The organism is Flaviramulus sp. BrNp1-15 (genome assembly GCF_022259695.1).
GTDB lineage: Bacteria > Bacteroidota > Bacteroidia > Flavobacteriales > Flavobacteriaceae > BrNp1-15.
On the sequence record NZ_CP092099.1, the window covers coordinates 501097 to 525456 of the forward strand.

Genomic DNA, 24360 nt, shown 5'->3' on the forward strand with positions numbered 1-24360 from the left:
CAATTTTATTGATAATTCAACATCTATTTTAAAGTAAGCATAATAATCTTATCTTTACCATTTAAATAATTTAAGAACCTCCTTTCGTTAAAGCTCTGGTTTTAATCGAAATCAATATATATAATTTATGGCTTGTGCAAGTTGCTCAACTAAAGATGGTCAACCAAAAGGCTGCAAAAATAATGGTACATGTGGAACAGATAGTTGTAATAAACTAACTGTTTTTGATTGGTTATCAAACATGTCACTTCCCAACGGAGAGAAACCCTTTAATTGGGTTGAGGTGCGTTATAAAAACGGCAGAAAAGAATATTATCACAATACGGAAAACTTAACACTAAGCATTGGCGATATTGTGGCAACACAAGCAAAAGCAGGTCATGATATAGGTATGGTTACCCTTACCGGGGAATTGGTGCGTGTGCAAATGAAGCGTAAAAATATCCCAGAAAATATTGAAGAAGCCTTAAAAATTTACCGAAAAGCAAGTCAGAAAGATATTGATATCTGGCAAACAGCGCGTGATAGAGAAGAACCTATGAAGGTTAAAGCGCGTCAATTTGCAATAGATTTGAAACTTCAAATGAAAATTTCAGATATCGAATTTCAAGGTGATGCTAGTAAAGCAACGTTTTATTACACTGCTGAAGAACGCGTAGATTTTAGAGAATTGATTAAAGTCTTTGCACGCGAGTTTAGAACCCGTATAGAAATGAAGCAAGTTGGGTTTCGTCAAGAAGCAGCAAGACTTGGTGGTATTGGTTCTTGTGGGCGTGAATTATGTTGTTCAACCTGGTTAACAGATTTTCGTTCGGTAAGTACATCGGCAGCACGTTATCAGCAATTATCATTAAACCCTCAAAAACTTGCAGGGCAATGCGGAAAACTAAAATGTTGTTTAAATTATGAGTTAGACACTTATCTAGATGCATTAAAAGATTTCCCTAAAACAGAAATAAAACTTCAAACAGAAAAAGGTACTGCAGTTTGTCAAAAAACGGATATTTTTAAAGGACACATGTGGTATGCGTATGAAGGCGAATGGATGAATTGGCACAAAATAACTACCCAACAAGCCAATGAAATTATAGAGCTAAACAAAAAAAACAAAAAGGTTGCTAGCCTTGAAGAATACGCATCAGATCTTACAGAAGATACTAAAACAGAGTTTGAAAACGTTGTAGGTCAAGATAGTTTAACACGTTTTGATAGTCCAAAACGTTCAAACAAACGTAAAAATAATAGAAGCCGAAACAAACGTAAGAATAACAATAAAAGAAAACCTCAAAAAACTAACAATGGTGCGAAGTAATATTAAGTTATTTCTTTTTATCTTTTCTTTTATAGGCTTAGTATCTTGTGATTCTAATCGTGTTTTCGATACCTATAAATCGGTTCCAAACAAATGGCATAAAGACTCTGTCATAACTTTTAAAGTAAATCCACCAGATTCTACTAATGCCTATAATTTATTTGTTAACTTAAGAAATACAAACGCTTATAAATACAATAATTTGTTTTTAATCGTAGAAATGGTTTTCCCACATGGAAAAACAGTTAAAGACACATTAGAGTATAGAATGGCAGAACCTAGCGGAAAGCTTTTAGGTACAGGTTATACAGATGTTAAGGAAAACAAGTTGTGGTATAAAGAACAGGTTGTTTTTGATGAAGCCGGAGAATACACAGTTAACATTCAACATGCTATGAGAGAAAATGGTAAGGTTAATGGTGTTGTAGAACTTGAAGGTGTAACAGATATTGGTTTTAGAATAGAAAATATTAATAAATAAATTGTCACATTAAGCATAGTCTAAGTGTTTTATAAATAGTACATGGCAACAAAAAAACAAGCAAAAACAGTTCAAGATTTTTCAAAATACATTCGTTGGTTTTGGATGATTTTTTTAGGTGGGATGTTAGCATTCTTGTTGGTGTTTTTATTAGCATCTTGGGGAGCATTGGGTGAAATGCCTGACCACACACAATTAGAAAACCCAAAAACCAATTTAGCAACAGAAATTATATCTTCTGATGGAAAAACCTTAGGAAAATTTTATTTTAAAGATAATAGAACACCTGTTAGTTATGATGATTTATCACCTTTTTTAGTAAATGCTTTAATTGCAACTGAAGACGCCCGTTTTCATAAGCACTCTGGTATTGATGCTCGTGGAACACTAAGAGCTTTTTTCTTTTTAGGAAGTCGTGGTGGAGCAAGTACCATTTCACAACAATTATCAAGGCAATTATTTGTTGGTGTTGCTTCTCCAAATACACTTAGTAGATTAACTCAAAAAATAAAAGAATGGGTCATAGCAATCCGTTTAGAACGCCAGTATACTAAAGAAGAAATTATAGCACAATACTTCAACATCTATGATTTTGGCAATAATGCCGATGGTATCCGTAGTGCTTCAAGTATTTATTTTGATAAAGAACCAAAAGATTTAAGTTTAAAAGAATCTGCAATGTTAGTGGGGATGTTTAAAAACTCTTCATTATATAACCCTAGAAGAAACCCAGTAGGTGTAAAAAACAGGCGAGATGTTGTTTTAGCTCAAATGTATAAATATGATTTTATAAATGAAACCGTTAAAGATTCACTTCAAAAAACAGAGTTAGATTTAAATTATACACCACAATCTCATCGTGATGGTATTGCAACTTATTTTAGAGGATATTTAGATGGTTTTATGAAAGAGTGGATTAAGAACAATCCTAAACCAGACGGAACTAAATGGAATTTGTATAACGATGGATTAAAAATCTACACCACCATAGATTCCCGTATGCAAAAATATGCTGAAGATGCTGTACAACAACACATGCCAAGGTTGCAAGCAGAGTTTTTTCATCAAAATACACCACAAAGGAATCCAACTGCACCTTTTTTAGAATTAGATCAAACAGAAATAAGGGATTTGTTAAACCGTTCGATGAAACAATCAGAACGATGGAGACATATGAAATATGATTTAAAGAAATCTGATAAAGAAATTGAAGAATCGTTTCATAAACCAGTACAAATGTCGGTTTTTGCATGGAAAGAAGGAAAAGCATCAGAGATAGACACTATTATGAAACCTATAGATTCTATGCGATATTATAAATCGTTTTTAAGAACGGGAATGATGTCAATGGACCCGCATACTGGACATGTAAAAGCGTGGGTTGGTGGTATGAACTATAGACATTTTCAATACGATATGGTTAAGCAAGGGAAACGTCAAATAGGTTCAACTTTTAAGCCTTTTGTTTATACAGCGGCTATAGATCAATTACATTATTCACCCTGTGATGAGTTTCCAGATGTTCCATTTTGTATTGAGGCGAATAAATTTGGAAACCCCGAAGAATGGTGTCCTAAAAATTCAGGTGGAAATTATGGAGGTAAAAGAACGTTAAAGAATGCTTTAGCCAACTCTGTAAATACCGTTACTGCTCAATTAATAGATAAAGTAGGGCCTCAAACGGTTGTAGATTTAGCTACAAAATTAGGCGTGGAGTCAGAAATGCTTCCAGTGCCATCTATTGCGTTAGGAACACCAGATATTAGTGTTTACGAAATGGTTGGGGCTTATGCTACATTTGCTAACCAAGGTGTATATACGAAACCAGTAATGGTAACAAATATCGAAGACAAAAACGGAACCATTCTATATCAATTTAAACCAGAAACACGTGATGTTTTAAGTGATGAAACTGCTTATGTAGCTGTAAAGCTTATGGAAGGTGTAACTCAAATAGGCTCAGGAGCTAGATTAAAACACACTTGGGCTGTAAATGTTCCGGAATACAAAGAGGTTATTACAGGTTATCCTTATGGACTTACAAACCCAATTGCAGGTAAAACAGGAACCACACAAAACCAAAGTGATGGATGGTTTATGGGCATGGTGCCAAATTTAGTTACAGGAGTTTGGGTTGGTGGTGAAGACAGAGCGGTGCATTTTAAAACTATTACTTACGGTCAAGGTGCAGCTATGGCATTACCAATTTGGGGATTATACATGAAAAGTTGTTATGAAGATGAAGAGTTAAATGTATCTAAAGAAGATTTCATCGAACCAAAAAACCTATCTATTAATATTGATTGTTCTAAAGCATCAGAGGCGGTTACAGATGATGAATCGGAGGATGATACTCCAGAAGATTTAGATTTCTCATAAAAAAATTTTTAAATCTTTTTTGCTAGCTCTACAAAAAACTCAACAGATTCTGGGTTTTTCATAGAATCAACATTTATAGATTTTTCAAAAGGCATTTTTAATAAAATCTTTTTAACAGGAGCTTCCATTTTTTTTCCGCTAATGGTGTATGGAATGTCTGGAACTTCTATAATTTCATCTGGAACATGTCTTGGAGAATATTCGGTTTTTAACTGAGTGTTTATTTGGGTTTTAATAGCATCGGTCAATTCTATTGACGGTTTCATTTTAACAAACAATGGCATGTAATGTCTACCGCCATCAAGCTCTAAATTCACAATTAAAGAATCTTCAATAGACTTAATTTTATTGATACTTCTATATATTTCTGCAGTACCAATCCTAATTCCATGTCGGTTTAAAGTAGCATCCGATCTTCCATAAATAATAATGCCGTTGGTTTTAGAGTTTATTTTTATAAAATCGCCATGTCTCCATTTTCCTGGAAAATGTTCAAAATAACTTGACTTATAGCGTTTGTTGTTTTCGTCGTTCCAAAAATAAATAGGCATTGAGGGCATAGGTTTATCTATAACCATTTCACCTAATTCGTCTTGAACAGAATTTTCGTTATCATCATAGGCATATAAGGAAACGCCTAAGGCCCTACATTGTATTTCGCCAGAATGAACCCCATAAAAAGGTGTGCCGCCAACAAAAGCAGTACAAACATCGGTACCACCTGCCATAGAGCATAACCATACATCTGTTTTTATACTATTATAAACATATTCAAAAGCTTCAAAAGGTAAAGGAGCTCCAGTTGAGCTTATTGAGCGAACGGTATTTAAGTTAAAGTGCTTTTTAGGTTCTATTTTGTTTTTCATACTGGCTACCAAAAACGGAGCGCTTGTTCCAAAATGATTGATTTTCATGTCATCTGATAAGTCCCAGAGCTTATTAAAATCAGTGTAAGTTGGGCTACCATCATAAAGTACAATAGTTGCTCCCATCAATAGAGCAGATTGTAAAAAATTCCACATCATCCAACCTGTAGTAGTATACCAAAAATAACGTTCGCCTTGGTGGACATCGTTATGGAAAGCCATATATTTTAAATGTTCCAGTAAAATACCTCCATGAGAATGTACTATGGCTTTTGGAAGCCCTGTTGTACCCGACGAATACAATACCCAAATAGGATGGTTAAAATCTACAGGTTCGAAAACCAATTCTTTTGCTTTTGTATTTAAAACTATATTGATGTTAATATATTCTTTGGGAAAAGCCGATGTGTTATTTTTTTTCAAATAAGGCAAGACAATAACTTTTTCTAAAGTTGGAAGTGCTTTAGCAATATTAATGGCAACCGTTGTTTTATCGTAGGGTTTACCATTATAAGAATAGCCATCTACAGTAATAAAGACTTTTGGTTTAATTTGTTCAAATCGGTCTATAACACTTTCGGTTCCAAAATCTGGTGATGTGCTAGACCAAATGGCTCCAATAGAATTTACTGCTAGAAAAGATATAGTTGCTTCAGGTACATTGGGTAAAAATGCAACAACTCTATCGCCTTTAGTAACACCAATAGACTTTAAATATGTTGCCATGGATGCCACTTTCTCTTTTAATGCATTCCATGATAATTCTGAATATTCCCCTTGTTCATTATTAAAAATAATAGCAGGTTCGTTGTTGAGGTTATGTCTAAATATATGTTCTGCATAGTTTAGTTTTGCACCATTAAACCATTTAAAATCTGGCATTGTGGTCATATTTAAAACAGAATCATAATCATTATGGGAGATGATATTAAAATACTTCCAAATGCTTTCCCAAAAATCTGTTATGTTATTAACCGACCATTTCCATATATCCTCATAAGTGTTAAAATGAAGATTATGGTTTTGGGCTAACCAATTTTTATAATGAAATAAATGGCTATGCTCTTTGAAAGATTTTGAGCCTTCCCATAATTTGTTGTCAGACATTTTTAAAAAATTTAGGAGGTTTAAAGATAGACATTCTCTAAATAAAATGTAGAGGTATTGTTAGCCGAAATTTTTGTTTTAAGTTTAATTCAACCCATTTTCTATGATAGAAAAAGCATTAAAATGTTAAAATTATTTACACTTTGTCGAATTTTTATGTTTTTAAACCGATAAATTAAAAAAAGTTAGCATCTTAGTACTCCTCAAAGAAACCAAATTTAATAATAGATTTCCCCCAAATCTAAACCTAAATTTTAAACTTATGAATATTGCAACAAATCTACCTGAACAACCTACTAATGATGAAAGCAAATTCAAAGAAACTGTAAAAGAGAACTTACGATTTTTAAAGAGTTTGTTTTACCTAACAAAAAAAATATTCATGCTATAACCCTTTGGGAATAGCATGGATTAACTTTTTTGTGTAATCTTTTTTAGGACTGTTATAGATAACATCAGCGTCGTCTAATTCTTCTATTTTACCTTTATTCATTACGAGTAATTGGTCAGACATGTATTTAACAACTGCCAAATCGTGTGAAATGAAAATATAGGTAAAGCCAAAATCTGTTTTTAACTCGTTAAGAAGATTTAAAACTTGTGCTTGAACGGATATGTCTAGTGCAGAAACCGATTCGTCACAAACTATTAATTTAGGTTGTAATGCAATGGTTCTGGCAATGCCAATACGTTGCCTTTGTCCGCCAGAAAATTCATGAGGATATCTGTTAAAATAATCTTCAGATAACCCTACACGATTTAAAATATGTATTACTTTTTCCTTTCTTTCCTTATCGGAATTATAAAGATTATGAACTTGCATGGGTTCCATAATTGCTTTACCAACAGAAATTCTTGGGTTTAATGAAGAATAAGGATCCTGAAAAATAATTTGAATATCTTTTCTAAGTGTTCTAGTTTCAGTTTTAGATAATTTGGTAATATCGATACCGTTATATAATATTTTTCCCGCTGTAGCTTTGTCTAATTGCAGAATAGCATTTCCAAGTGTAGATTTACCACAGCCAGATTCACCCACAAGACCTAAAGTTTCTCCTTCATATAATTTAAAACTTACATCATTAACAGCTTTAAACGTTTGTGGTTTAGTAAAAAAACCTGTTTTTGAAAAATATTCTTTTTCAATATTTATAACTTCTAATAAAGGCTTTTTTGCATATAGTTTCTCGTGATTTTCTTCACGCTGTTTAGGTGTAATAATTTCATTTGAGATGGAATCATTTAAAAAATCTTGTATAGTTGGTAAGGTTTTTAACCTAGTATTTAACGAAGGGCGTGAGTTAATTAAAGCTTTTGTGTAATTGTGCACAGGATTTTTAAATATTGAAGTTACTGTGCCTTGTTCAACAATATCACCTTTATACATAACAAGAACCCTATCTGCTATTTCAGAAATTAAAGCCAAATCGTGAGTAATAAAAATAATACTCATTTTAGTTTCGGCTTGTAATTCTTTAAGTAAGCTTATAATATCTTTTTGAACCGTTACGTCTAAGGCTGTTGTTGGTTCATCTGCAATTAAAATATCTGGTTTACAGGCAATAGCCATAGCAATCATGACGCGTTGTTTTTGACCCCCAGAAATTTCATGAGGATAGGCGTTAAAAACACGATTTGCATCAGGTAGTTTTACTTTTTCAAAAAGTAATAACGATTCTTCTTTTGTTTCTCGCTTTGATAATTTTGTATGTTGTAATAAAATTTCCTGTACTTGTTTTCCACAAGTCATAGATGGATTTAAAGAACTCATAGGTTCTTGAAAAATCATAGCTATTTTATTTCCTCTTATATTTTGAAATGCTTTTGAAGAAAGTTGGGTTAAATCATGATCGTTAAAAATAATTGAGCCTTGATTTATTTTTGAGACTCTTCTAGGGAGCAATCCTAAAACAGCTAAAGACGATACCGATTTACCAGAACCAGATTCGCCAACAAGTCCTAAAATTTCGTTTTTGTATAAGTTGTATGATATGTTATGAATTACTTCATTCTCACCAAATGAAATAGATAAATTTTCGATTTTTAAGATTGAAGACATGCTTTTTTGTGTATCTGTATCAAAGGTATAGAATTTAAAAATATTAAAAATTTCACAACAATACAATTGTAGTATAATTCTTCAAAATTAGTGTTGGAAAACCTCAGAAATTACAGAATAGTCAGTATTTCGTCGAAAATATTAAAAATTTTATTTGCAATTAACTTTTTTATTAATATTTTCACAAAATCAGTTTGTTTTATAAATTTTTCGTGAACTTTCAAAAGAAGTAATTTGCCTACTACAAAAACACAAAATCTATTACAAATTAGATACTAAATTAGTTCTAACCATTAACAATCTTAAAATGAGAAAAAAAATTACACTCTTATTAGTGTTTGCTCTATTTTCTGTAGCAGCAATTGCTCAACAACCAAAAGAAGACAAGCTATTAGTGTTTGACAAAAAAACAACCCATAAATTGTCAGATGCAAAACAATTAATTAAAGAAAATCTTAAACTTTCACCAGATGATGATATTAAAGAGATTAAGACTGAAAGAGATAAACTAGGGTTTACTCATGTAAAATACCAACAATATTTTAAAGGTATAAAAGTTGAATTTGCTAAATATTCTGTTCACTCTAAAAATGGAAAAATTAAATCTATGAGTGGTGAATTATATAACATAAAAGATGTAAAAGCACCTACTTTAAGTAAAGCAATGGGTTTGCAAAAAGCCAAAGCTCATATAGGAGCTAAAAGTTACTTATGGGAAGATGAAGCGGCATCTAAAGAATTAGGATATTCTAAACCAGAAGGCGAATTGGTATTATTACCAATGATGGATGCTCAAGGTGAAAACAGCAGATCAGATCAAAAAATTAGATTAGCATATAAATATGAAATTTTTACAATCTCACCTCTTGGAGGGGCAGATGTATATGTAGATGCTCATACCGGAAAAATTCTTTTTTACAATGCTAGAGTAAAGCATTTTGATAATTTTGGACATGACGGTAGAACTCTTGGAAACAATGAGTATACGTCAAGTTTTATATCTGCATTAAAAGAAGAAAAAACAAACACAAATATTTTTGTTTCTGGAAATGCAGACACACGTTATAGCGGTTCTCAAACTATAGAAACAACACAATCTGGAAGTAACTACACACTTAATGATGCTTCAAGAAAAGTATATACCAGAGATGCAAATAATTTAGCACCAGTTGGAAATTCATTACCATATATAACAAACTATTCTGAGTTTACTGATAATGATAACAATTGGTCATCATTAGAATATGATAATGCTAACAAAGACAATGCTGCATTAGATGCACACTGGGGAGCCATGAAAACGTACGATTATTGGGATCAAGTTCACAATAGAAATAGTTATGATAATAGTGGAGCTCAATTAAGAAGTTATGTACATGTTGATAATGATTATGATAATGCATTTTGGTTTTTAAATGTTATGTCTTATGGTGATGGAAGTTCTAATGGAAATGAAGGAAATGGCTTTTTTGATGCTTTAACAAGTTTAGATGTTGCAGCACATGAAATAGGACATGCAGTTACAGAGTTTACCGCCAACCTTGCATACCAAAGAGAGTCTGGTGGAATGAACGAAGCTTTCTCTGATATTTGGGGAGCAGCTATCGAGCATTTTGCTAAAGGAAATGGTAACGATGCTGCACCAGATGCTTCTATTTGGTTAATTGGAGATGAAATTGACAGACGTAGCGGATCTGCTGCTCTTCGTTCTATGAGCGATCCTAAATCTTTAGGGCAGCCAGATACTTATGGAGGAACTTATTGGATTAACCCAAATTGTGGAACACCAACAAGTAGTAATGATTATTGTGGAGTTCATACAAATTCAGGAGTATTAAATCACTGGTTCTATTTATTAACTGCTGGTGGTTCAGGTACAAATGATGTAAGTGATTCATACAATGTTACAGGTATAGGAATGGCTAAAGCAGCAGACATATCTTATCGTTTATTAAATATATATCTTTCAGCTAACTCTACTTATGCAAATGCAAGATCATTTGCTATTCAAGCAGCAATAGATTTATATGGTTCTGGTTCGCAAGAAGTAATTTCTACTACAAATGCATTTTATGCTGTTGGGGTTGGAGCAGAATATGTTCAAACATGTGCTTTAGCGGCACCGTCTAATTTAGCAAGTTCAAATATTAATGATAACGGATTCACTTTAACATGGAATGCTGTTTCAGGAGCAGCTTCATATACCGTTACAGTTAATGGTGTATCAACAAATGTTTCAGGAACTACGTATACAGCTACTGGTTTAAACCCTGGAACAGCCTATACATCTTCTGTAGCAGCAAATTGTTCTGCCGGTGGAAGTGGAACATCATCTACAACATCTGTAACAACTACAGGAACGGCACCTTTAGTATATTGTGATTCTAATGGAAATAGTGTAGCTGATGAATATATTGGAAGAGTTCAATTAGGTAGTATTGATAATACAACTGGAGGAACTTCAGGCGGTTATGCAGATTACACATCAATTTCTACGAACTTAACTAAAGGAGATTCTGCAACAATTACAATTACTCCAACATGGACAGGAACACTTTATAATGAAGGTTATTCTGTTTGGATTGATTATAACAAAGATGGAGATTTCACTGATTCAGGTGAACAAGTTTGGACAGCAGCAGCTTCTCAAACTAATCCAATAAGTGGTTCGTTTACTGTGCCAACATCTGCTATAAATGGAGCAACAAGAATGCGTGTTTCTATGAAATATAATGGTATTCCAACAGCTTGTGAAGCGTTTTCTTATGGTGAAGTTGAAGATTATACGGTTAACTTAATTACTGGGACTCCAGATACAACAGCGCCAGTTATCACTTTAAATGGAGCGTCAACTATAAACTTAGAAGTTGGTGATGCTTATAATGAATTAGGTGCTACCGCATCAGATAATATTGATGGAGACTTAACATCTAGTATTGTAATTACAGGAACTGTTGATACAAATGTTGCTGGAACATATACTAGAAATTATAATGTAAGTGATGCCGCAGGAAATGCAGCAACTCAAGTTACAAGAACAGTTATTGTTACTCAACCAGCAGATACAACAGCGCCAGTTATCACTTTAAATGGAGCGTCAACTATAAACTTAGAAGTTGGTGATGCTTATAATGAATTAGGTGCTACCGCATCAGATAATATTGATGGAGACTTAACATCTAGTATTGTAATTACAGGAACTGTTGATACAAATGTTGCTGGAACATATACTAGAAATTATAATGTAAGTGATACTGCAGGAAATGCAGCAACTCAAGTTACAAGAACAGTAATTGTAACAGAACCTTCAACTGGTTCTGGATGTACAGGAGGAATAGCTTCTTTCCCTTACAGTGAAGGGTTTGAAAATACTCTTGGAGCATGGACACAAGGTACAGGAGATGACTTTAACTGGGCAACTAGAAGTGGAGGAACACCTTCAAGTAACACAGGACCATCAAGTGCAAATGCTGGAAGCTATTATATTTATATGGAGTCTTCTTCACCTAATTATTCAAATAAAACAGCGATTTTAAATTCTCCTTGTTTTGATTTAAGTGCAGAAACACAAGCTACATTCGAATTTAACTATCATATGTATGGAGCATCTACTATGGGAAGTTTAGCATTGGAAGTAAGTGTAGATGATGGTAGTTCTTGGACAAGTGTTTGGAGTAGATCAGGTAATCAAGGGAATTCTTGGTTAACAGCAACTGTAGATTTATCGGCTTATGTTGGAGCATCTGTTCAATTAAGATTTAATGGTGAAACCGGTACTACATGGCAAGGTGATATGGCTGTAGATGCAGTTAGTTTATCAACTGGTGGAGGAACGGGTTCTACATGTTCTAATGTAAACCTTTCAATTACTTTTGATAATTACCCAGAAGAAACCGCTTGGAGTATTGTAAATGCATCAGGAACAACTGTGGCATCTGGAGGAACTTATGGTTCTCAAGCAGATGGTTCTACAATAAATATTTCTGTAGGATGTTTAGAAGATGGATGTTACGATTTCATAATTACTGATGCTTATGGTGATGGAATTTGCTGTTCATATGGTAATGGATCTTATACCTTAACCAATTCTGATAGCGGTGCAACATTAGCTTCAGGAGGATCTTTTACAAGTTCTCAAACTACAAACTTCTGTTTAGGAGGATCTAGTTTTAATGGATTTGCAGCATCTACACCTGTTAATGAAGATAATCTAGATCAGCATTTTAAAGTGTATCCAAACCCTGTTAAGCAAATGCTTAATATCGATTTAATTGGATTTGAAGCTCAAACTTTTGAAATTAAAAATATGATTGGGCAAACAGTTTTAAAAGGACGTTATAAAACGAATATTGATATCTCTAAGTTTGAGACTGGTGTTTACATCTTACAGTTAAACATAGGTGAGAAAACTAAAATTAAAAGATTTATTAAAGAATAACACTAACCAATTCTTATTTAAAAAGTCCAGACATTAATGTCTGGACTTTTTTATTTATTGAAGTTTAAATATGAATAATTTCATCATCGTTTAAAATATCATCACCTCGTAATCGTAAAAATATTTGAGCCACAGCAATGGTATCTTTTTCGCAATAGGTTATAATTCTATCTATTTCATTTTCTTCATAGTAAACACGATATACTTCGCTACCATCAATATCGTCCTTAGGAGAAGGAATACCTAATACGTTGGTTAATAATTTTAAAGAGGTATAGGTTTTGTAATCACCAAATTTCCAAAGTTCTAAAGTATCAAGATGAGGTACTTCCCAAGGTTTTTTACCGAAAAGATTCAATTTGTAAGGCAATTCAATATTATTGATAATCATACGTCTGGCTATATAAGGAAAGTCGAATTCCTTTCCGTTATGCGCACAAAGCAAATGTTTAGTTTGACTATAATGAGAAATAAGAAGATTTTTAAAGTCTTTTAAAATTTTAATTTCATCACCGTAAAACGATGTGACTCTAAACTTTCTAAGATCTCCTTGAAAAGTAAGATAACCAACCGAAATACAAACTATTTTACCAAATTCTGCCCAAATACCAGCACGTTCATAAAATTCTTCGGCAGTAAAATCATCTTTACGTTGGTATTGCGATTTATGTTCCCATAATGCTTGTTTAGTTTCATCTAAATCAGAAAAATGTTGTACTTCTGGAACGGTTTCAATATCCAGAAACAATATGTTTTCAAGGTTTAGTTTACTAATCATTATTCAGCATTTTGTAGGCTTCTTTAATATAAGTATCAATATCTGCCGTAAAAGAACCAACTTCGTTATTTGTACCTTTTGAATGACCTAATCTTACAATAATAATGTTATCATTTGGTTCAACAATTACATATTGTCCTAAGTGACCACGCATCATAAAAAAATGTTTATCACCAATATCTTTCATCCACCAACCATATCCATATTCTGGACTTTTAGGAAAACGAGGTGTAATGGATTTGGCAACAAAAGTGGAATCTAAAATTTGTTTTCCGTTCCATTTTCCATGGTCTTTAAATAGTTTTCCATAACGTGCAAAATCTTTGGCATTACTAGCAATACAGCAATAGGCTTTTACCAAATCGTGTGCTTCGCTATCGACCTGCCATAGTGTTGAGTTTTCACAACCTAAAGGTTTCCAGAACGTTTCGGTTAAGTAATCATATAGTTTTTTACCAGTAGCTTTTTCTATAACCAAAGCGAGCATTTGTGTATCACCACTCGAGTATTTAAAAGCTTGCCCGGGCTCGTCTACAACTTTTAAACCTAACATTACTTTTTCTAAATCATCATCAAAATAGGCACGTGTTACAATTGAAAAAGGTGAATAATATTTTTCATCCCATGAAGTTCCAGATGCCATACTAGATAAATCTCCAACAGTCATTTTAGCAGCTAAACCTTCATTAAATGATGGTAAAAAATCGCTAACAGGTTGATCTAAACTTTTAATATAACCTTGTTCAATGGCTTTTCCCATAAGGCCTGAGACATAACTTTTTGCCATGGAAAAAGAATTAGTTTGTGAATCTTCATTAAATCCACCGTAGTAGTTTTCAAACCATATGCTATCATTCTTTATAATAACATATGCTATGGTGCCGTTAGACTCATTAATTTCATTAAGACCTTCGGTTTCTTTTACAGTATTGTAATCTTTATGATTTGGCCATGGTAAAGAAGATCCGTTTTCTATTACTTTATTGTCAAACTTCTTATAATCCTCTAAATAGGCTGTGGTATAACCTTGTAAATAAATTGTTCTAACAGCTTTGATTAAATAATCTGTGTCTGTTATGTAAAGTATGATTATTAATAAACCAAATAGAATAACAACCCATTTAAGGAGTTTTTTAAGAAATCTCATTTTTTAAAAATTTAGTTGAAATAAATATAGTAATTTAAATGAAGATTTATTTATTTCTTTTTTGTTTACGTTTTTCTTTGTAGAAATTTTTGTCTGCGATGTAAACAGTTTTGCTTAGTTGGGCAATTATAACGCCTTCGTTATTTACAATATTTGGTGTTTTAACTAAGTTAAACTCCCCATTTTTAGAAACCTGTTCTTTTATATCTTCAATTTCATTTTTAGTAAAAATAAATTCGGTGTAAACGGTTTCTTTTGCAGGTCGTTTGTACTTTATTGTAGCATCCTTATCCCAAACCACATAATCGTCACCTAATATTTTTATAAGCTGAATCATATAAATTGGATCTGTAGCAGAAAATAAACTACCTCCAAAAATTGAACCTACAAAATTTCTGTTTTTTATACTTAGCGGAATTTTTATTTTAACATATAATAGATCGTCTGAAACTTCAATCACCTTTCCAGTTGATCGACGGTACATAGGCGACCAATTAAAGCCGTATTTATAAATTTGAGCATCAGTAAAAACTTTTGTAGCTATTTTGGTAAGTGTTCTATACATATTAAAAAAGCGATTGTTGCTTAAAAGGGCTTTCGTGTTCTAAAAGCCATTTTTTTCTGTGTAATCCGCCTGCATAACCTGTTAAACTACCATCGCTACCAATAACACGGTGACAAGGAATAATAATCCAAAGCGGATTTTTACCGTTAGCATTTGCCACAGCACGTATAGCTTTTACATCGCCCAATTGTTTTGAAAGCTCTAAATAAGATGTTGTTTTTCCGTAAGGAATTGTAAGGAGCTCATTCCATACTTTTTTCTGAAAGTCTGTTCCTTGAGGATTTATTTTAAGGTCGAATTGTTTGCGAGAGCCATCAAAATATTCATTTAATTGAATAACGCAATCTTCTAATTCTACAGGAATAATGTCGGTTATTTTTTCTTCTGAATTAAGAATAGTTACAGAATTAACACCATCAATATCACCAATTATTTTAGTGAAACCTAATGGAGACTTAATAATGCAAGTTTCCATTTTATTCAGGTGTTTTATCATCAAAAATGCCTAGTTTTTTGGCACGTGATTCCCAACTTTTTCTAGCTAAATGTTGAAGGTCTGAAACATTATCGCTTTCATCCATAATTTCCATACCAAGTAAGGTTTCAATAACATCTTCCATAGTTACCAAACCGCTTACAGAACCATATTCATCTACCACTAAAGCCATATGGTTTCGACTTTCAACAAGTTGTTCAAAAAGGCTTGGAATAGGGAGGTTTCTCTCAACAATAATAATGTTTCTTTTTAATTCAGATAGTTTTTTTGAGCCATTATCAAGTGCCATTTCCTTAAATATTTCATCTTTAAGCACTAGCCCTTTAATATTATCAGGATTGTCTGAATAAATAGGAATTCTTGAAAAACGTAAGTTTAAATTTCTTTTAAAAAAATCTTCAACTGTTGTGTTTTGGTCTTCCGTTTGCATTACCGTTCGCGGTGTCATAACATCCTTTGCAAACACTTCTTTAAAGGTTAATAGATTCTTTATTATTTTACTTTCGTTTTCTTGAAAAACACCTTCTTCATGAGCCATATCGGTCATTACCATAAAACTTTCTCTACTTAAAACACTACCATGGCCTTTGCCCCCAATAAGTTTTGTTGTTAATTGTAATAACCACAAAATACCAGACCATTTTAAAGGAAAAATTAAAACAGTTAATGCTTTTGAAGTGAAATTAGCTAGTTTTTTCCAGTACGTTGCGCCAATAGTTTTTGGTATAATTTCAGAAGCTACTAAAATTAAAAATGTCATAATTGCCGAAACAATACCAACAGTGTTAATACCCCAAAGCTCTATTTTATATGGTAATTTTTCTGCTTCAATACCTACCATCATCGCTCCTAAAGTGTGAGCAATAGTATTTAGTGTAAGTATAGCTATTAAAGGTTTGTCTACATCTTTTTTTAGAGTTTCTAAAGTTGATGCATAGTCTTTTCCTTCCTGTTTTTTTACATTTATAAACGTTGGTGTAACGCTTAATAAAACAGCCTCAAGGATTGAACATAAAAAAGAAAAGAAAATAGAAATGGTTGCCCAAAAAATTAATGCGCTCATTAAATAATGATTTTGTTGATTGCTAATTTACGAAAACACGATATAAAATGAATGATGTAACAGTATATCTTTGTAAAGGCTTTTTTAAATAGAATTTTAATAACTATTTATAAATGGAAAAAGTTAACGTTTTAAAGTGAAATGTTCTAAAAATTCACGTTCTATATCATTATCATCTTTAAAAATAACTCTAAACCAATAATCCGATTGAGGTAATGGTTTGCCATTAAATGTTCCGTCCCAGCCTTTATTATTTGGGTTTAATTGTTTTAATATTTTTCCATACCTATCAAAAATGAAAATTTGAGGGTCTATTAATTCTTCTATACCTATGATTTGCCAATAATCATTAAATCCATCATCATTAGGAGTAAAATACCTTATGTAACCAATAATTGTTTTTTCCACATTGACGATTCCGCAACCTTTAGTGTCTATAATTTGAAACGTATGATATCCTGGGTTTAAGTTCATAAGAACATTAGATTGTTGAGTGGCACCATTATCTACAGAAAAAATATAATCTCCATAGCCACTAGCTTCAATTTCTACAGTATGGTTGTCCGAAAAAGGTAAAGATGTAATGGTTAAATCTAAAAATTGTGGGGGACCAGATGGAGAAACTATAGCTTGCATGGTGTAATGACATCCAGTTTCTTTAATAGTGGCTTTTGCAGAGTAATTTCCAGAGCTATTTACAATTAAAGTACTTGAAGTTTCACCAGATATAACGTTGCCTTCAAAAAACCATTCAAAATCATGTGTAGAATCAGATAAACCTGTATTTAGAATAGGCAAATCATATTCATAGTTTACACTATCATCATTGTTAACACATAATATACCATCTTCTAGGTTAAAATCTGGAGGAAGGTTTATAGTTATTGTGAATGGAGAATAAGAATTACAACCAGAATCTCTGTGCGTTTTTTTTACATAAAGCATATATGATGATTCTCCAGTTGTTGTATAATTTGAAGCTGCTAAATTAATACTGTTTTTAGCATCTTCTTCAGTTTGATGATATGTTATTTCATATCTAGAACTTGAGTCTGTACCAAGAACCAAATAATCTAAAAGCGCTAAATTAATTGTAGTTACATAGTCAAAGTCTTCATCACAATAAAATTGTTCTTGTATTTGATTAAAATCTGGATTTGAAGGTCCAATTATTTCAATAACCTCACTGCTTTCTGTTATACATTCATATTGCTCGAAAACAAAATCGGTATAAATACCTGCTACTAAATTATTGAATATAATATCACCATTTATGTTTGCGCTCATATCATATGGACCATCAAGGTCACCATTATGAGTAAATTGCACAGAATAATTGGTTAAAGGTGTTAACCCAGAGAAAGTTAAACCTCCTTCTGGAGTTATACAATTTGAGTAATCTCTTTTACTTATTGTGTAGTTTGGGTGTTCTGGATCCATTAATTCAAAATCTGTAGCAATTGTTGTGCTACAACCAGAAAAACTCAAAGATATATTAGAATATAAACCAGCATCTAAGTTTGTTATTTCAATAATACCATCATCGTCAGCAACAAAGTCTTGTTCTGGAATAAAAACACCGTCGTCTACATAACTAATAGTGTAAGTAACTCCTTCAGTTAAACCAGAAAAAATAAGTTTACCATCTTTTCCATTACAAACACTAGGGTTTTCCTGTATAGCATTTACAATAAAAGGCACGAAGGTTTCATCAACTTTTTCAAGAATGTAGTAATATGTAAATCTTACGGATTCATTAGCTGGAATATCTCCAAAATTAAAAGCAATTGAAATTGCTTCATCAACAAATGACCTTGTGGCACCTTCTGTGTTGATAAATTCAAAATCACCATTCCATATTTGACTTGCAGACCTGTTGTTAAAACCCCCAAAAGTAGCTCTGGCTTTTTCGCTATTGGCATAAAAGCTTACATCAGAACCATCCATATCTTCAGGAATCGAAAGAGGTCTTTGTGAAGCTGTAACAAGACAAGTTTGGTCTGTAAGAGAACTTGCTTGAGAAATAAGCTCCATATCAGTTTCATAAAAACCACTAAGTGTTACATTATTGTCTGGATCTACATTGTGCATAAAGTAGATATTTTCTTTAGTTACATCTGAAAGATTTTTTATAAATGTTGTCATTTGTATAAAAAGCCCATCTTGAGTGATGCTGTAATATCTCTTAATGTTTAGCCCTTCTACATTGCCTTCCCAAGATATTTGAGCAATATCTTCAAAACAATCAGATGAAATAATATTAACACCAGTAACTTTTCCTGGGATTTCTGAGAAGAAAATGCCATTATTGTTATTATAATTCACACCATTTATTTCAATGCAAAATCCCTCTTCTGGGTCACCAGGTGTAAAGAAATCACCATCATAATCAACCCAACCATCATTTAATGGGTTTGCAATAAAACCAAAAAGATTATTATCAATTTCTCTGTTATCGTGAAAAGAAGGAGGTTTGTTTAATGTTTGAGCCCCATAAACGCCTTTTGAATTAATACCTATTTCAACCAGATTTCCTTTTGCCCAACCCTCTCCATCAATTTTGTAAGCTTCTAGTTGTGCATAACCTCTATTAAAACTTAATAGTACTAAAAATAGAATAAGTAAAACTTTTAGGGTTTTAAACATATGATTGTAGCCTTACAGTTACAATTATACATTTAAAAATTTGATTTTATATTAAAAAAAAATAATAATAGACAACAAGCAAATAATCACTATAAAAATCAATATTTTAAAGTGTTTTTGCTTGTTCAAATTTGTTATTAATGAAGAGCTTAATGCTTATTTAGAAGCTTAATGGTATCCTTAGCAAAATAAGATGCGATTATATCAGCCCCTGCACGTTTAATAGCTGTAATTTGTTCCATCATAACAGCGTCGTGGTCTAACCATCCTTTTTCAGCAGCTGCTTTTAGCATAGCATATTCTCCAGAAACTTGATACACGGCAACAGGAACATCAACTTCGTTTTTAATTTCTCGAACAATATCTAAATAACATAAACCTGGTTTTACCATAACAATATCTGCGCCTTCATCAATATCCATTTCTGTTTCTCGAATGGCTTCAAAACGATTAGCAGGATCCATTTGATATGTTTTTTTGTCTTTTGGAATATCTACCAAATCTACAGGGGCAGAATCTAAAGCATCACGAAATGGCCCATAAAAGGCAGAAGCGTATTTTGCTGAATAGCTCATAATTCCAGTATTAATGAAACCTTCATCTTCTAAGGCTTCTCTAATGGTTAAAATGCGTCCGTCCATCATATCGCTCGGCGCAACAAAATTGGCACCAGCCTGTGCATGCGAAATACTCATTTCTGCTAAAACTTCGGCGGTTTCATCGTTTAAAATCATGCCGTTCTCAATAATACCATCATGACCGTACGCTGAATACGGATCTAAAGCAACATCGGTCATCACCAACATATCCGGACAAACATTTTTAACTGTTTTTATGGCGCGTTGCATGAGCCCTTTAGGGTTTAAAGCTTCAGTGCCTTTATTATCTTTTAAGTTATCTGGTACTTTTACGAAAAGCAAAACCGATTTTAAACCCAGATTCCAAAGCTCTTTAACCTCGTTTTCAAGTAAATCTAAACTATAACGATAATAGTTAGGCATTGAGGCAATTTCTTCTTTTATGCCTTTGCCTTCAACTACAAAAAGAGGCACTAAAAAGTCATTAGGTGATATTATGGTTTCGCGAACCAAAGAGCGAATGGCTTCGTTGGTTCTAAGTCTTCTATTTCTTCTTAGTGGAAACATAGTTTTTATTTTGATAGGTTTCGACTGCGCTCAACCTGACATTTAGATTCAATTTAAACCCAATCTATAGGGTTTTTTAATACTTCAATTAATTTTTCTTCTTCACTTCCTTTTTCTGGATGATGATTGTAAACCCATTGTACATGTGGTGGCAAACTCATTAAGATACTTTCTATACGTCCGTTAGTTTTTAGCCCGAAAAGTGTGCCTTTATCATGAACCAGATTGAATTCTACATAACGACCACGACGAATTTCTTGCCAATTACGTTGTGCTTCAGAATAAGATAAACTTTTTCGTTTTTCAACAATTGGCATGTAAGCTTCAAGGAAACTATTACCAACTTCGGTTACAAAGTTATACCAATTTTCCATAGTCATGGTTTCAGAAGCTTTGCAATAATCAAAAAATAAACCGCCAACACCTCTACCTTCGTTTCTGTGTGCGTTATAAAAGTACTCGTCGCAACGTTTCTTATAATTTGTATAAAACTCTGGGTTGTGATTATCGCAAACTGTTTTGCAGGTTTGATGAAAGTGTTTTGCGTCTTCTTCAAACAAGTAGTAGGGTGTTAAATCTTGTCCGCCACCAAACCAACTATCAACAATTTTACCATTTGCATCATACATTTCAAAATAGCGCCAATTAGCATGAACAGTTGGAACCATTGGGTTTTTTGGGTGTAAAACTAAACTTAAACCACATGCAAAAAAATCAACATCGCCAACCTTAAAATAGGCTTGCATAGATTTAGGAAGTTTGCCATGAACACCAGAAATATTTACGCCGCCTTTTTCAAAAACATTACCATTTTCAATAACGCGTGTGCGTCCGCCACCGCCTTCTGGTCGTTTCCAGATATCTTCTTGAAATTTAGCTTTTCCATCAATAGATTCTAATTTAGAAGTGATGGTGTCTTGCAATTCATGTATGTAGTTGAAAAATTTATCTTTCATTTATGTTATTCAATTTCTTTATACAATTCATATAACTCCATATCTAAAGGTTTTTCACCAGGTGGTGTAAATCCTTTTTTAAGGGTTTTAATCCATGTAAAATTACAGTTTTCAGCAACTTTAATACTCGCCATATTGCTTTTATGAACAATAATTTGAAGTGTTTCTAAATTCAAATCTTTAAAAGCATATTCCGATAGAAGTTCTACTACATTGGTTGTTATGCCTTTACCTTCAAATTCATAGTGTATACAATAAGCAAACTCGCCTTGTTTTTTTGTCCAATCGAGTGCTTTTAAATACACTAAACCAACAAGTTGATTAGTTGCCTTTTCTTTTATTGTGAATAAAAATTCTTCCTTTAAATTAAACTCTTTTACTTTTTTATCAGTAAAAATTTTAGATAAATCTGGAGTTAAGTTTTCCTTTAATGTTAAAGGGAAAAAACGTTTAAAACGGTCTTCATTTGCAATCATTAAATTACAAATATTCCAAGCGTCTTGTGTTTGGATGGGTTCAATATTGAAAGAATCAAAACTAAGCATGATTCGGTAAGTTATTTTTTAGCTGTAATGCATCTACAGTTTTAAGCGTAGCAGCAGTAACCGAAAGCGGTAAAACTAATATAAATCCAACAACAGGAATTAATAACATGAGCATAAAAACAATACCATTACCTATTGCCAAACCTCTGTGTTTTTGAACAAATTTAACACTTTCGCGATATTTAAAATGGCGTTCTAAGGTATAATCCATATTACCAAAACCGGCATAATAAGCTTGAACTAAAAACAATAAAATAGTTGAAAAAATATTAACTATAGGTATGAATTTCAAAAGTAAAATAGGAATGGTTAACAGTAATTCCATGAGTAAATTCCTGCCGTTTATTTTAATACCACGCCACAACTGTTGCATGAAAGTCGTGTTTCTATGATTATGAGCAAGACTACCCGTTAAATGAGCTTCAATTTTTTCTGAAACCGGACTCATAAATGGCGCAGATAATGCCATTATAATATGTTTAAAAAGAATTAGACCAATAACAATAATTATTAAACCTGCTATAATTCTAAATGTGGTTTTAATCCATTCATATTGATTCCAACTAGGGAAAACACTTGTAAGATAGTCTACAATATTATCAGATAACCCATAAGCAGAACCAAAAATAGCAATTGCCGTTAAAAAACTAATCAACATAGGAATTACAAAGAATTTCCAGAGTTTAAGTTTAGAGATTAAACTAAAAGCTCCAAAATAAGCTTTAATTCCTAATGATATGTTTTTAAGCATCTTTCTTATTTAAATAATCGGATTTTAATAAACCAAAATACATAACATCTTCTAGTTTGTCTTGAAAACCTTTATATTCTTCACGTAATATTCCTTCTTGTTTAAAGCCATTATTAGTTGCTACTTTTTGGCTTCCAATATTATCTGGAGCAATCCGAAGAAATACTTTATTCATTTGTAAGATATCAAAACAATATGTTACAACTTCTGAAGTAAATTTAGATATAAGACCATTGCCAGCGTAATTTTTGGAAATAAAATATCCTATTTCACACTTTTTTATATTGATATCAATGTTTTTGACATTAACCAAGCCAATTAAACTATCTAGTTGAAAGTCTTTTATAAAAAAAGAAAAACTTCTGCTTTCGTTTTCTTCCAAAATCCATTCTTCAAATAGTTTTTTTGCACCTTGTTTTGTTTCACATCGTTTTACAGTTCCAGCAAAACCTTTTTCAATATATGCCTTGTTTGAATAAATTAAATTTAGAAACGCTTCGAATGAAACCTCATTAATACGTTCTAATTTAAAATTTATACCACTCACTTTTTAACTATTATATTCTTTTACGGCATCTATAAACGCCTTGGCATGATCTAATGGGATATTAGGCAAAATACCATGACCTAAATTTACAATGTATTTGTCTTTTCCAAACTCATTAATCATTTGGTGAACCATTTTCTTTATTTCCGAAGGAGGAGATAGTAAACGAGACGGATCAAAATTACCTTGTAGCGTGATGTTGCCACCTGTTAAATAACGTGCGTTTCTTGGAGAACACGTCCAATCAATACCTAGAGCTGATGCATTAGACTTTGCCATGTCGCCTAATGCAAACCAGCAACCTTTTCCAAATGCAATTACAGGAGCATTATCTTTAAGGGCTTCAATAATTTGATTGATATATTGCCATGAAAACTCCTGATAATCGGTTGGAGATAACATGCCTCCCCAAGAATCAAAAACCTGTACTGCGTTAACACCTGCTTTTACTTTTTCCTTTAAATAAGCAATAGTTGTGTCGGTTATTTTTTGAAGTAATTGATGTGCAGCAACGGGATTTGTAAAGCATAACTCTTTGGCTTTATCGAAAGTTTTACTACCTTGTCCTTGTACGCAATAGCATAAAATAGTCCATGGCGAACCTGCAAAACCGATAAGAGGAATCTCATCATTCAGCAATTCTTTAGTAGCTTTTATAGCTTGATATACATAGTCTAGTTCAACGGTAACGTCTGGAACGATAACATTATCTACATCTTTTTGAGTACGTACAGGATTTGGTAAATAAGGTCCAAAGTTAGGTTTCATTTGCACCTCAATATTCATAGCTTGCGGAATAACTAAAATATCGCTAAACAAAATTGCAGCATCCATACCATATCTTCTGATAGGTTGAACAGTAATTTCACTTGCTAGTTCTGGCGTGCGGCATCTTGTGAAAAAATCGTATTTCTCGCGAATAGCCATAAATTCTGGTAAATAACGTCCTGCTTGACGCATCATCCATACTGGTGGGCGATTTACGGTTTCTCCTTTTAATGCTCTTAAAAATAAATCGTTCTTTATCATATTTCTTAGTTGTCATTACGAAGTAAACTTGTTTACTGTGGCAATTTATT

General features: G+C 32.6%; 18 protein-coding genes. 4 read left to right on the forward strand and 14 right to left on the reverse strand.

The features are described from left to right. Positions 1–127: 127 nt before the first annotated feature. The 3 genes from MBM09_RS02205 to MBM09_RS02215 are packed head-to-tail and all read left to right on the forward strand — an operon-like array spanning position 128 to position 4172. On the forward strand, positions 128–1312 hold the full coding sequence (locus tag MBM09_RS02205) for a regulatory iron-sulfur-containing complex subunit RicT (protein ID WP_238675216.1): 1185 nt from the start codon (positions 128–130) through the stop codon (positions 1310–1312). Beyond that, positions 1299–1793 (forward strand): gliding motility lipoprotein GldH, encoded by a 495-nt coding sequence (locus MBM09_RS02210; protein WP_238675217.1) that lies wholly within the window; start codon positions 1299–1301, stop codon positions 1791–1793. The genes MBM09_RS02205 and MBM09_RS02210 overlap by 14 nt, the downstream gene beginning before the upstream one ends. A gap of 42 nt (positions 1794–1835) precedes the next feature. Beyond that, positions 1836–4172: a transglycosylase domain-containing protein gene (locus MBM09_RS02215; protein ID WP_238675218.1), complete on the forward strand. Its 2337-nt coding sequence runs from the start codon at positions 1836–1838 to the stop codon at positions 4170–4172. A gap of 8 nt (positions 4173–4180) precedes the next feature. On the opposite strand, the gene MBM09_RS02220 is transcribed toward MBM09_RS02215, so the two are convergent. Continuing rightward, positions 4181–6145 (reverse strand): acetoacetate--CoA ligase, encoded by a 1965-nt coding sequence (locus MBM09_RS02220; RefSeq protein WP_238675219.1) that lies wholly within the window; start codon positions 6143–6145, stop codon positions 4181–4183. Positions 6146–6530: 385 nt separating this feature from the next. Then, positions 6531–8204 (reverse strand): ABC transporter ATP-binding protein, encoded by a 1674-nt coding sequence (locus tag MBM09_RS02225; protein WP_238675220.1) that lies wholly within the window; start codon positions 8202–8204, stop codon positions 6531–6533. 307 nt (positions 8205–8511) lie between these two features. Between MBM09_RS02225 and MBM09_RS02230 the strand changes: the two genes are divergently transcribed. Then, positions 8512–12642 carry a M4 family metallopeptidase gene (locus MBM09_RS02230; protein WP_238675221.1) on the forward strand — a complete coding sequence of 1377 codons (4131 nt, stop codon included), beginning with the start codon at positions 8512–8514 and terminating at the stop codon, positions 12640–12642. A 64-nt stretch (positions 12643–12706) separates the two neighbouring features. Here MBM09_RS02230 and MBM09_RS02235 read toward each other — a convergent pair whose 3' ends face one another. The 12 genes from MBM09_RS02235 to hemE all read right to left on the reverse strand — a co-directional run bounded on the left by MBM09_RS02235 (position 12707) and on the right by hemE (position 24310). Continuing rightward, the gene (locus tag MBM09_RS02235) at positions 12707–13420 is read right to left on the reverse strand and encodes a 3'-5' exonuclease (RefSeq protein WP_238675222.1); all 714 of its coding nucleotides are present in this window, start codon (positions 13418–13420) and stop codon (positions 12707–12709) included. Beyond that, a complete protein-coding gene (locus MBM09_RS02240) occupies positions 13413–14567 on the reverse strand; it encodes a serine hydrolase (protein WP_238675223.1) in 1155 nt (384 codons plus the stop codon). The genes MBM09_RS02235 and MBM09_RS02240 overlap by 8 nt, the downstream gene beginning before the upstream one ends. A gap of 46 nt (positions 14568–14613) precedes the next feature. Further along, positions 14614–15132 (reverse strand): DUF4442 domain-containing protein, encoded by a 519-nt coding sequence (locus MBM09_RS02245; RefSeq protein ID WP_238675224.1) that lies wholly within the window; start codon positions 15130–15132, stop codon positions 14614–14616. A gap of 1 nt (position 15133) precedes the next feature. Continuing rightward, on the reverse strand, positions 15134–15607 hold the full coding sequence (locus MBM09_RS02250) for a methylated-DNA--[protein]-cysteine S-methyltransferase (RefSeq protein WP_238675225.1): 474 nt from the start codon (positions 15605–15607) through the stop codon (positions 15134–15136). A 1-nt stretch (position 15608) separates the two neighbouring features. Beyond that, complete coding sequence (locus MBM09_RS02255; RefSeq protein ID WP_238675226.1) at positions 15609–16691, reverse strand: CNNM domain-containing protein; 1083 nt, start codon at positions 16689–16691, stop codon at positions 15609–15611. Positions 16692–16814: 123 nt separating this feature from the next. Next, on the reverse strand, positions 16815–19337 hold the full coding sequence (locus MBM09_RS02260; RefSeq protein WP_238675227.1) for a T9SS type B sorting domain-containing protein: 2523 nt from the start codon (positions 19335–19337) through the stop codon (positions 16815–16817). 149 nt (positions 19338–19486) lie between these two features. Continuing rightward, a complete protein-coding gene (gene hemB / locus MBM09_RS02265; protein ID WP_238675228.1) occupies positions 19487–20482 on the reverse strand; it encodes a porphobilinogen synthase in 996 nt (331 codons plus the stop codon). A 53-nt stretch (positions 20483–20535) separates the two neighbouring features. Then, positions 20536–21438 carry an oxygen-dependent coproporphyrinogen oxidase gene (gene hemF / locus MBM09_RS02270; protein ID WP_238675229.1) on the reverse strand — a complete coding sequence of 301 codons (903 nt, stop codon included), beginning with the start codon at positions 21436–21438 and terminating at the stop codon, positions 20536–20538. A gap of 5 nt (positions 21439–21443) precedes the next feature. Next, on the reverse strand, positions 21444–21983 hold the full coding sequence (locus tag MBM09_RS02275; RefSeq protein ID WP_238675230.1) for a GNAT family N-acetyltransferase: 540 nt from the start codon (positions 21981–21983) through the stop codon (positions 21444–21446). Then, complete coding sequence (locus MBM09_RS02280) at positions 21976–22734, reverse strand: EI24 domain-containing protein (RefSeq protein ID WP_238675231.1); 759 nt, start codon at positions 22732–22734, stop codon at positions 21976–21978. The genes MBM09_RS02275 and MBM09_RS02280 overlap by 8 nt, the downstream gene beginning before the upstream one ends. After that, entirely contained in the window at positions 22727–23281 is a 555-nt protein-coding gene (locus MBM09_RS02285) for a GNAT family N-acetyltransferase (RefSeq protein ID WP_238675232.1), read from the reverse strand. Before MBM09_RS02285 ends, MBM09_RS02280 begins: the two co-directional genes overlap by 8 nt. Before the next feature lie 3 nt (positions 23282–23284). Further along, positions 23285–24310: a uroporphyrinogen decarboxylase gene (gene hemE / locus MBM09_RS02290; protein WP_238675233.1), complete on the reverse strand. Its 1026-nt coding sequence runs from the start codon at positions 24308–24310 to the stop codon at positions 23285–23287. Between the last annotated feature and the right edge of the window lie 50 nt (positions 24311–24360).

What these genes read in the sequence shown, in the direction of transcription:
- MBM09_RS02250 (WP_238675225.1), bottom strand. Translation starts at nt 15,607, where the DNA reads ATGGAAACTTGCATTATTAAGTCTCCATTAGGTTTCACTAAAATAATT.
- MBM09_RS02220 (WP_238675219.1), bottom strand. Translation starts at nt 6,145, where the DNA reads ATGTCTGACAACAAATTATGGGAAGGCTCAAAATCTTTCAAAGAGCAT.
- MBM09_RS02205 (WP_238675216.1), top strand. Translation starts at nt 128, where the DNA reads ATGGCTTGTGCAAGTTGCTCAACTAAAGATGGTCAACCAAAAGGCTGC.
- MBM09_RS02245 (WP_238675224.1), bottom strand. Translation starts at nt 15,132, where the DNA reads ATGTATAGAACACTTACCAAAATAGCTACAAAAGTTTTTACTGATGCT.
- hemB (WP_238675228.1), bottom strand. Translation starts at nt 20,482, where the DNA reads ATGTTTCCACTAAGAAGAAATAGAAGACTTAGAACCAACGAAGCCATT.
- MBM09_RS02280 (WP_238675231.1), bottom strand. Translation starts at nt 22,734, where the DNA reads ATGCTTAAAAACATATCATTAGGAATTAAAGCTTATTTTGGAGCTTTT.
- MBM09_RS02255 (WP_238675226.1), bottom strand. Translation starts at nt 16,691, where the DNA reads ATGAGCGCATTAATTTTTTGGGCAACCATTTCTATTTTCTTTTCTTTT.
- MBM09_RS02275 (WP_238675230.1), bottom strand. Translation starts at nt 21,983, where the DNA reads ATGCTTAGTTTTGATTCTTTCAATATTGAACCCATCCAAACACAAGAC.
- MBM09_RS02215 (WP_238675218.1), top strand. Translation starts at nt 1,836, where the DNA reads ATGGCAACAAAAAAACAAGCAAAAACAGTTCAAGATTTTTCAAAATAC.
- MBM09_RS02230 (WP_238675221.1), top strand. Translation starts at nt 8,512, where the DNA reads ATGAGAAAAAAAATTACACTCTTATTAGTGTTTGCTCTATTTTCTGTA.
- MBM09_RS02240 (WP_238675223.1), bottom strand. Translation starts at nt 14,567, where the DNA reads ATGAGATTTCTTAAAAAACTCCTTAAATGGGTTGTTATTCTATTTGGT.
- MBM09_RS02225 (WP_238675220.1), bottom strand. Translation starts at nt 8,204, where the DNA reads ATGTCTTCAATCTTAAAAATCGAAAATTTATCTATTTCATTTGGTGAG.
- MBM09_RS02235 (WP_238675222.1), bottom strand. Translation starts at nt 13,420, where the DNA reads ATGATTAGTAAACTAAACCTTGAAAACATATTGTTTCTGGATATTGAA.
- MBM09_RS02210 (WP_238675217.1), top strand. Translation starts at nt 1,299, where the DNA reads ATGGTGCGAAGTAATATTAAGTTATTTCTTTTTATCTTTTCTTTTATA.
- hemE (WP_238675233.1), bottom strand. Translation starts at nt 24,310, where the DNA reads ATGATAAAGAACGATTTATTTTTAAGAGCATTAAAAGGAGAAACCGTA.
- hemF (WP_238675229.1), bottom strand. Translation starts at nt 21,438, where the DNA reads ATGAAAGATAAATTTTTCAACTACATACATGAATTGCAAGACACCATC.
- MBM09_RS02260 (WP_238675227.1), bottom strand. Translation starts at nt 19,337, where the DNA reads ATGTTTAAAACCCTAAAAGTTTTACTTATTCTATTTTTAGTACTATTA.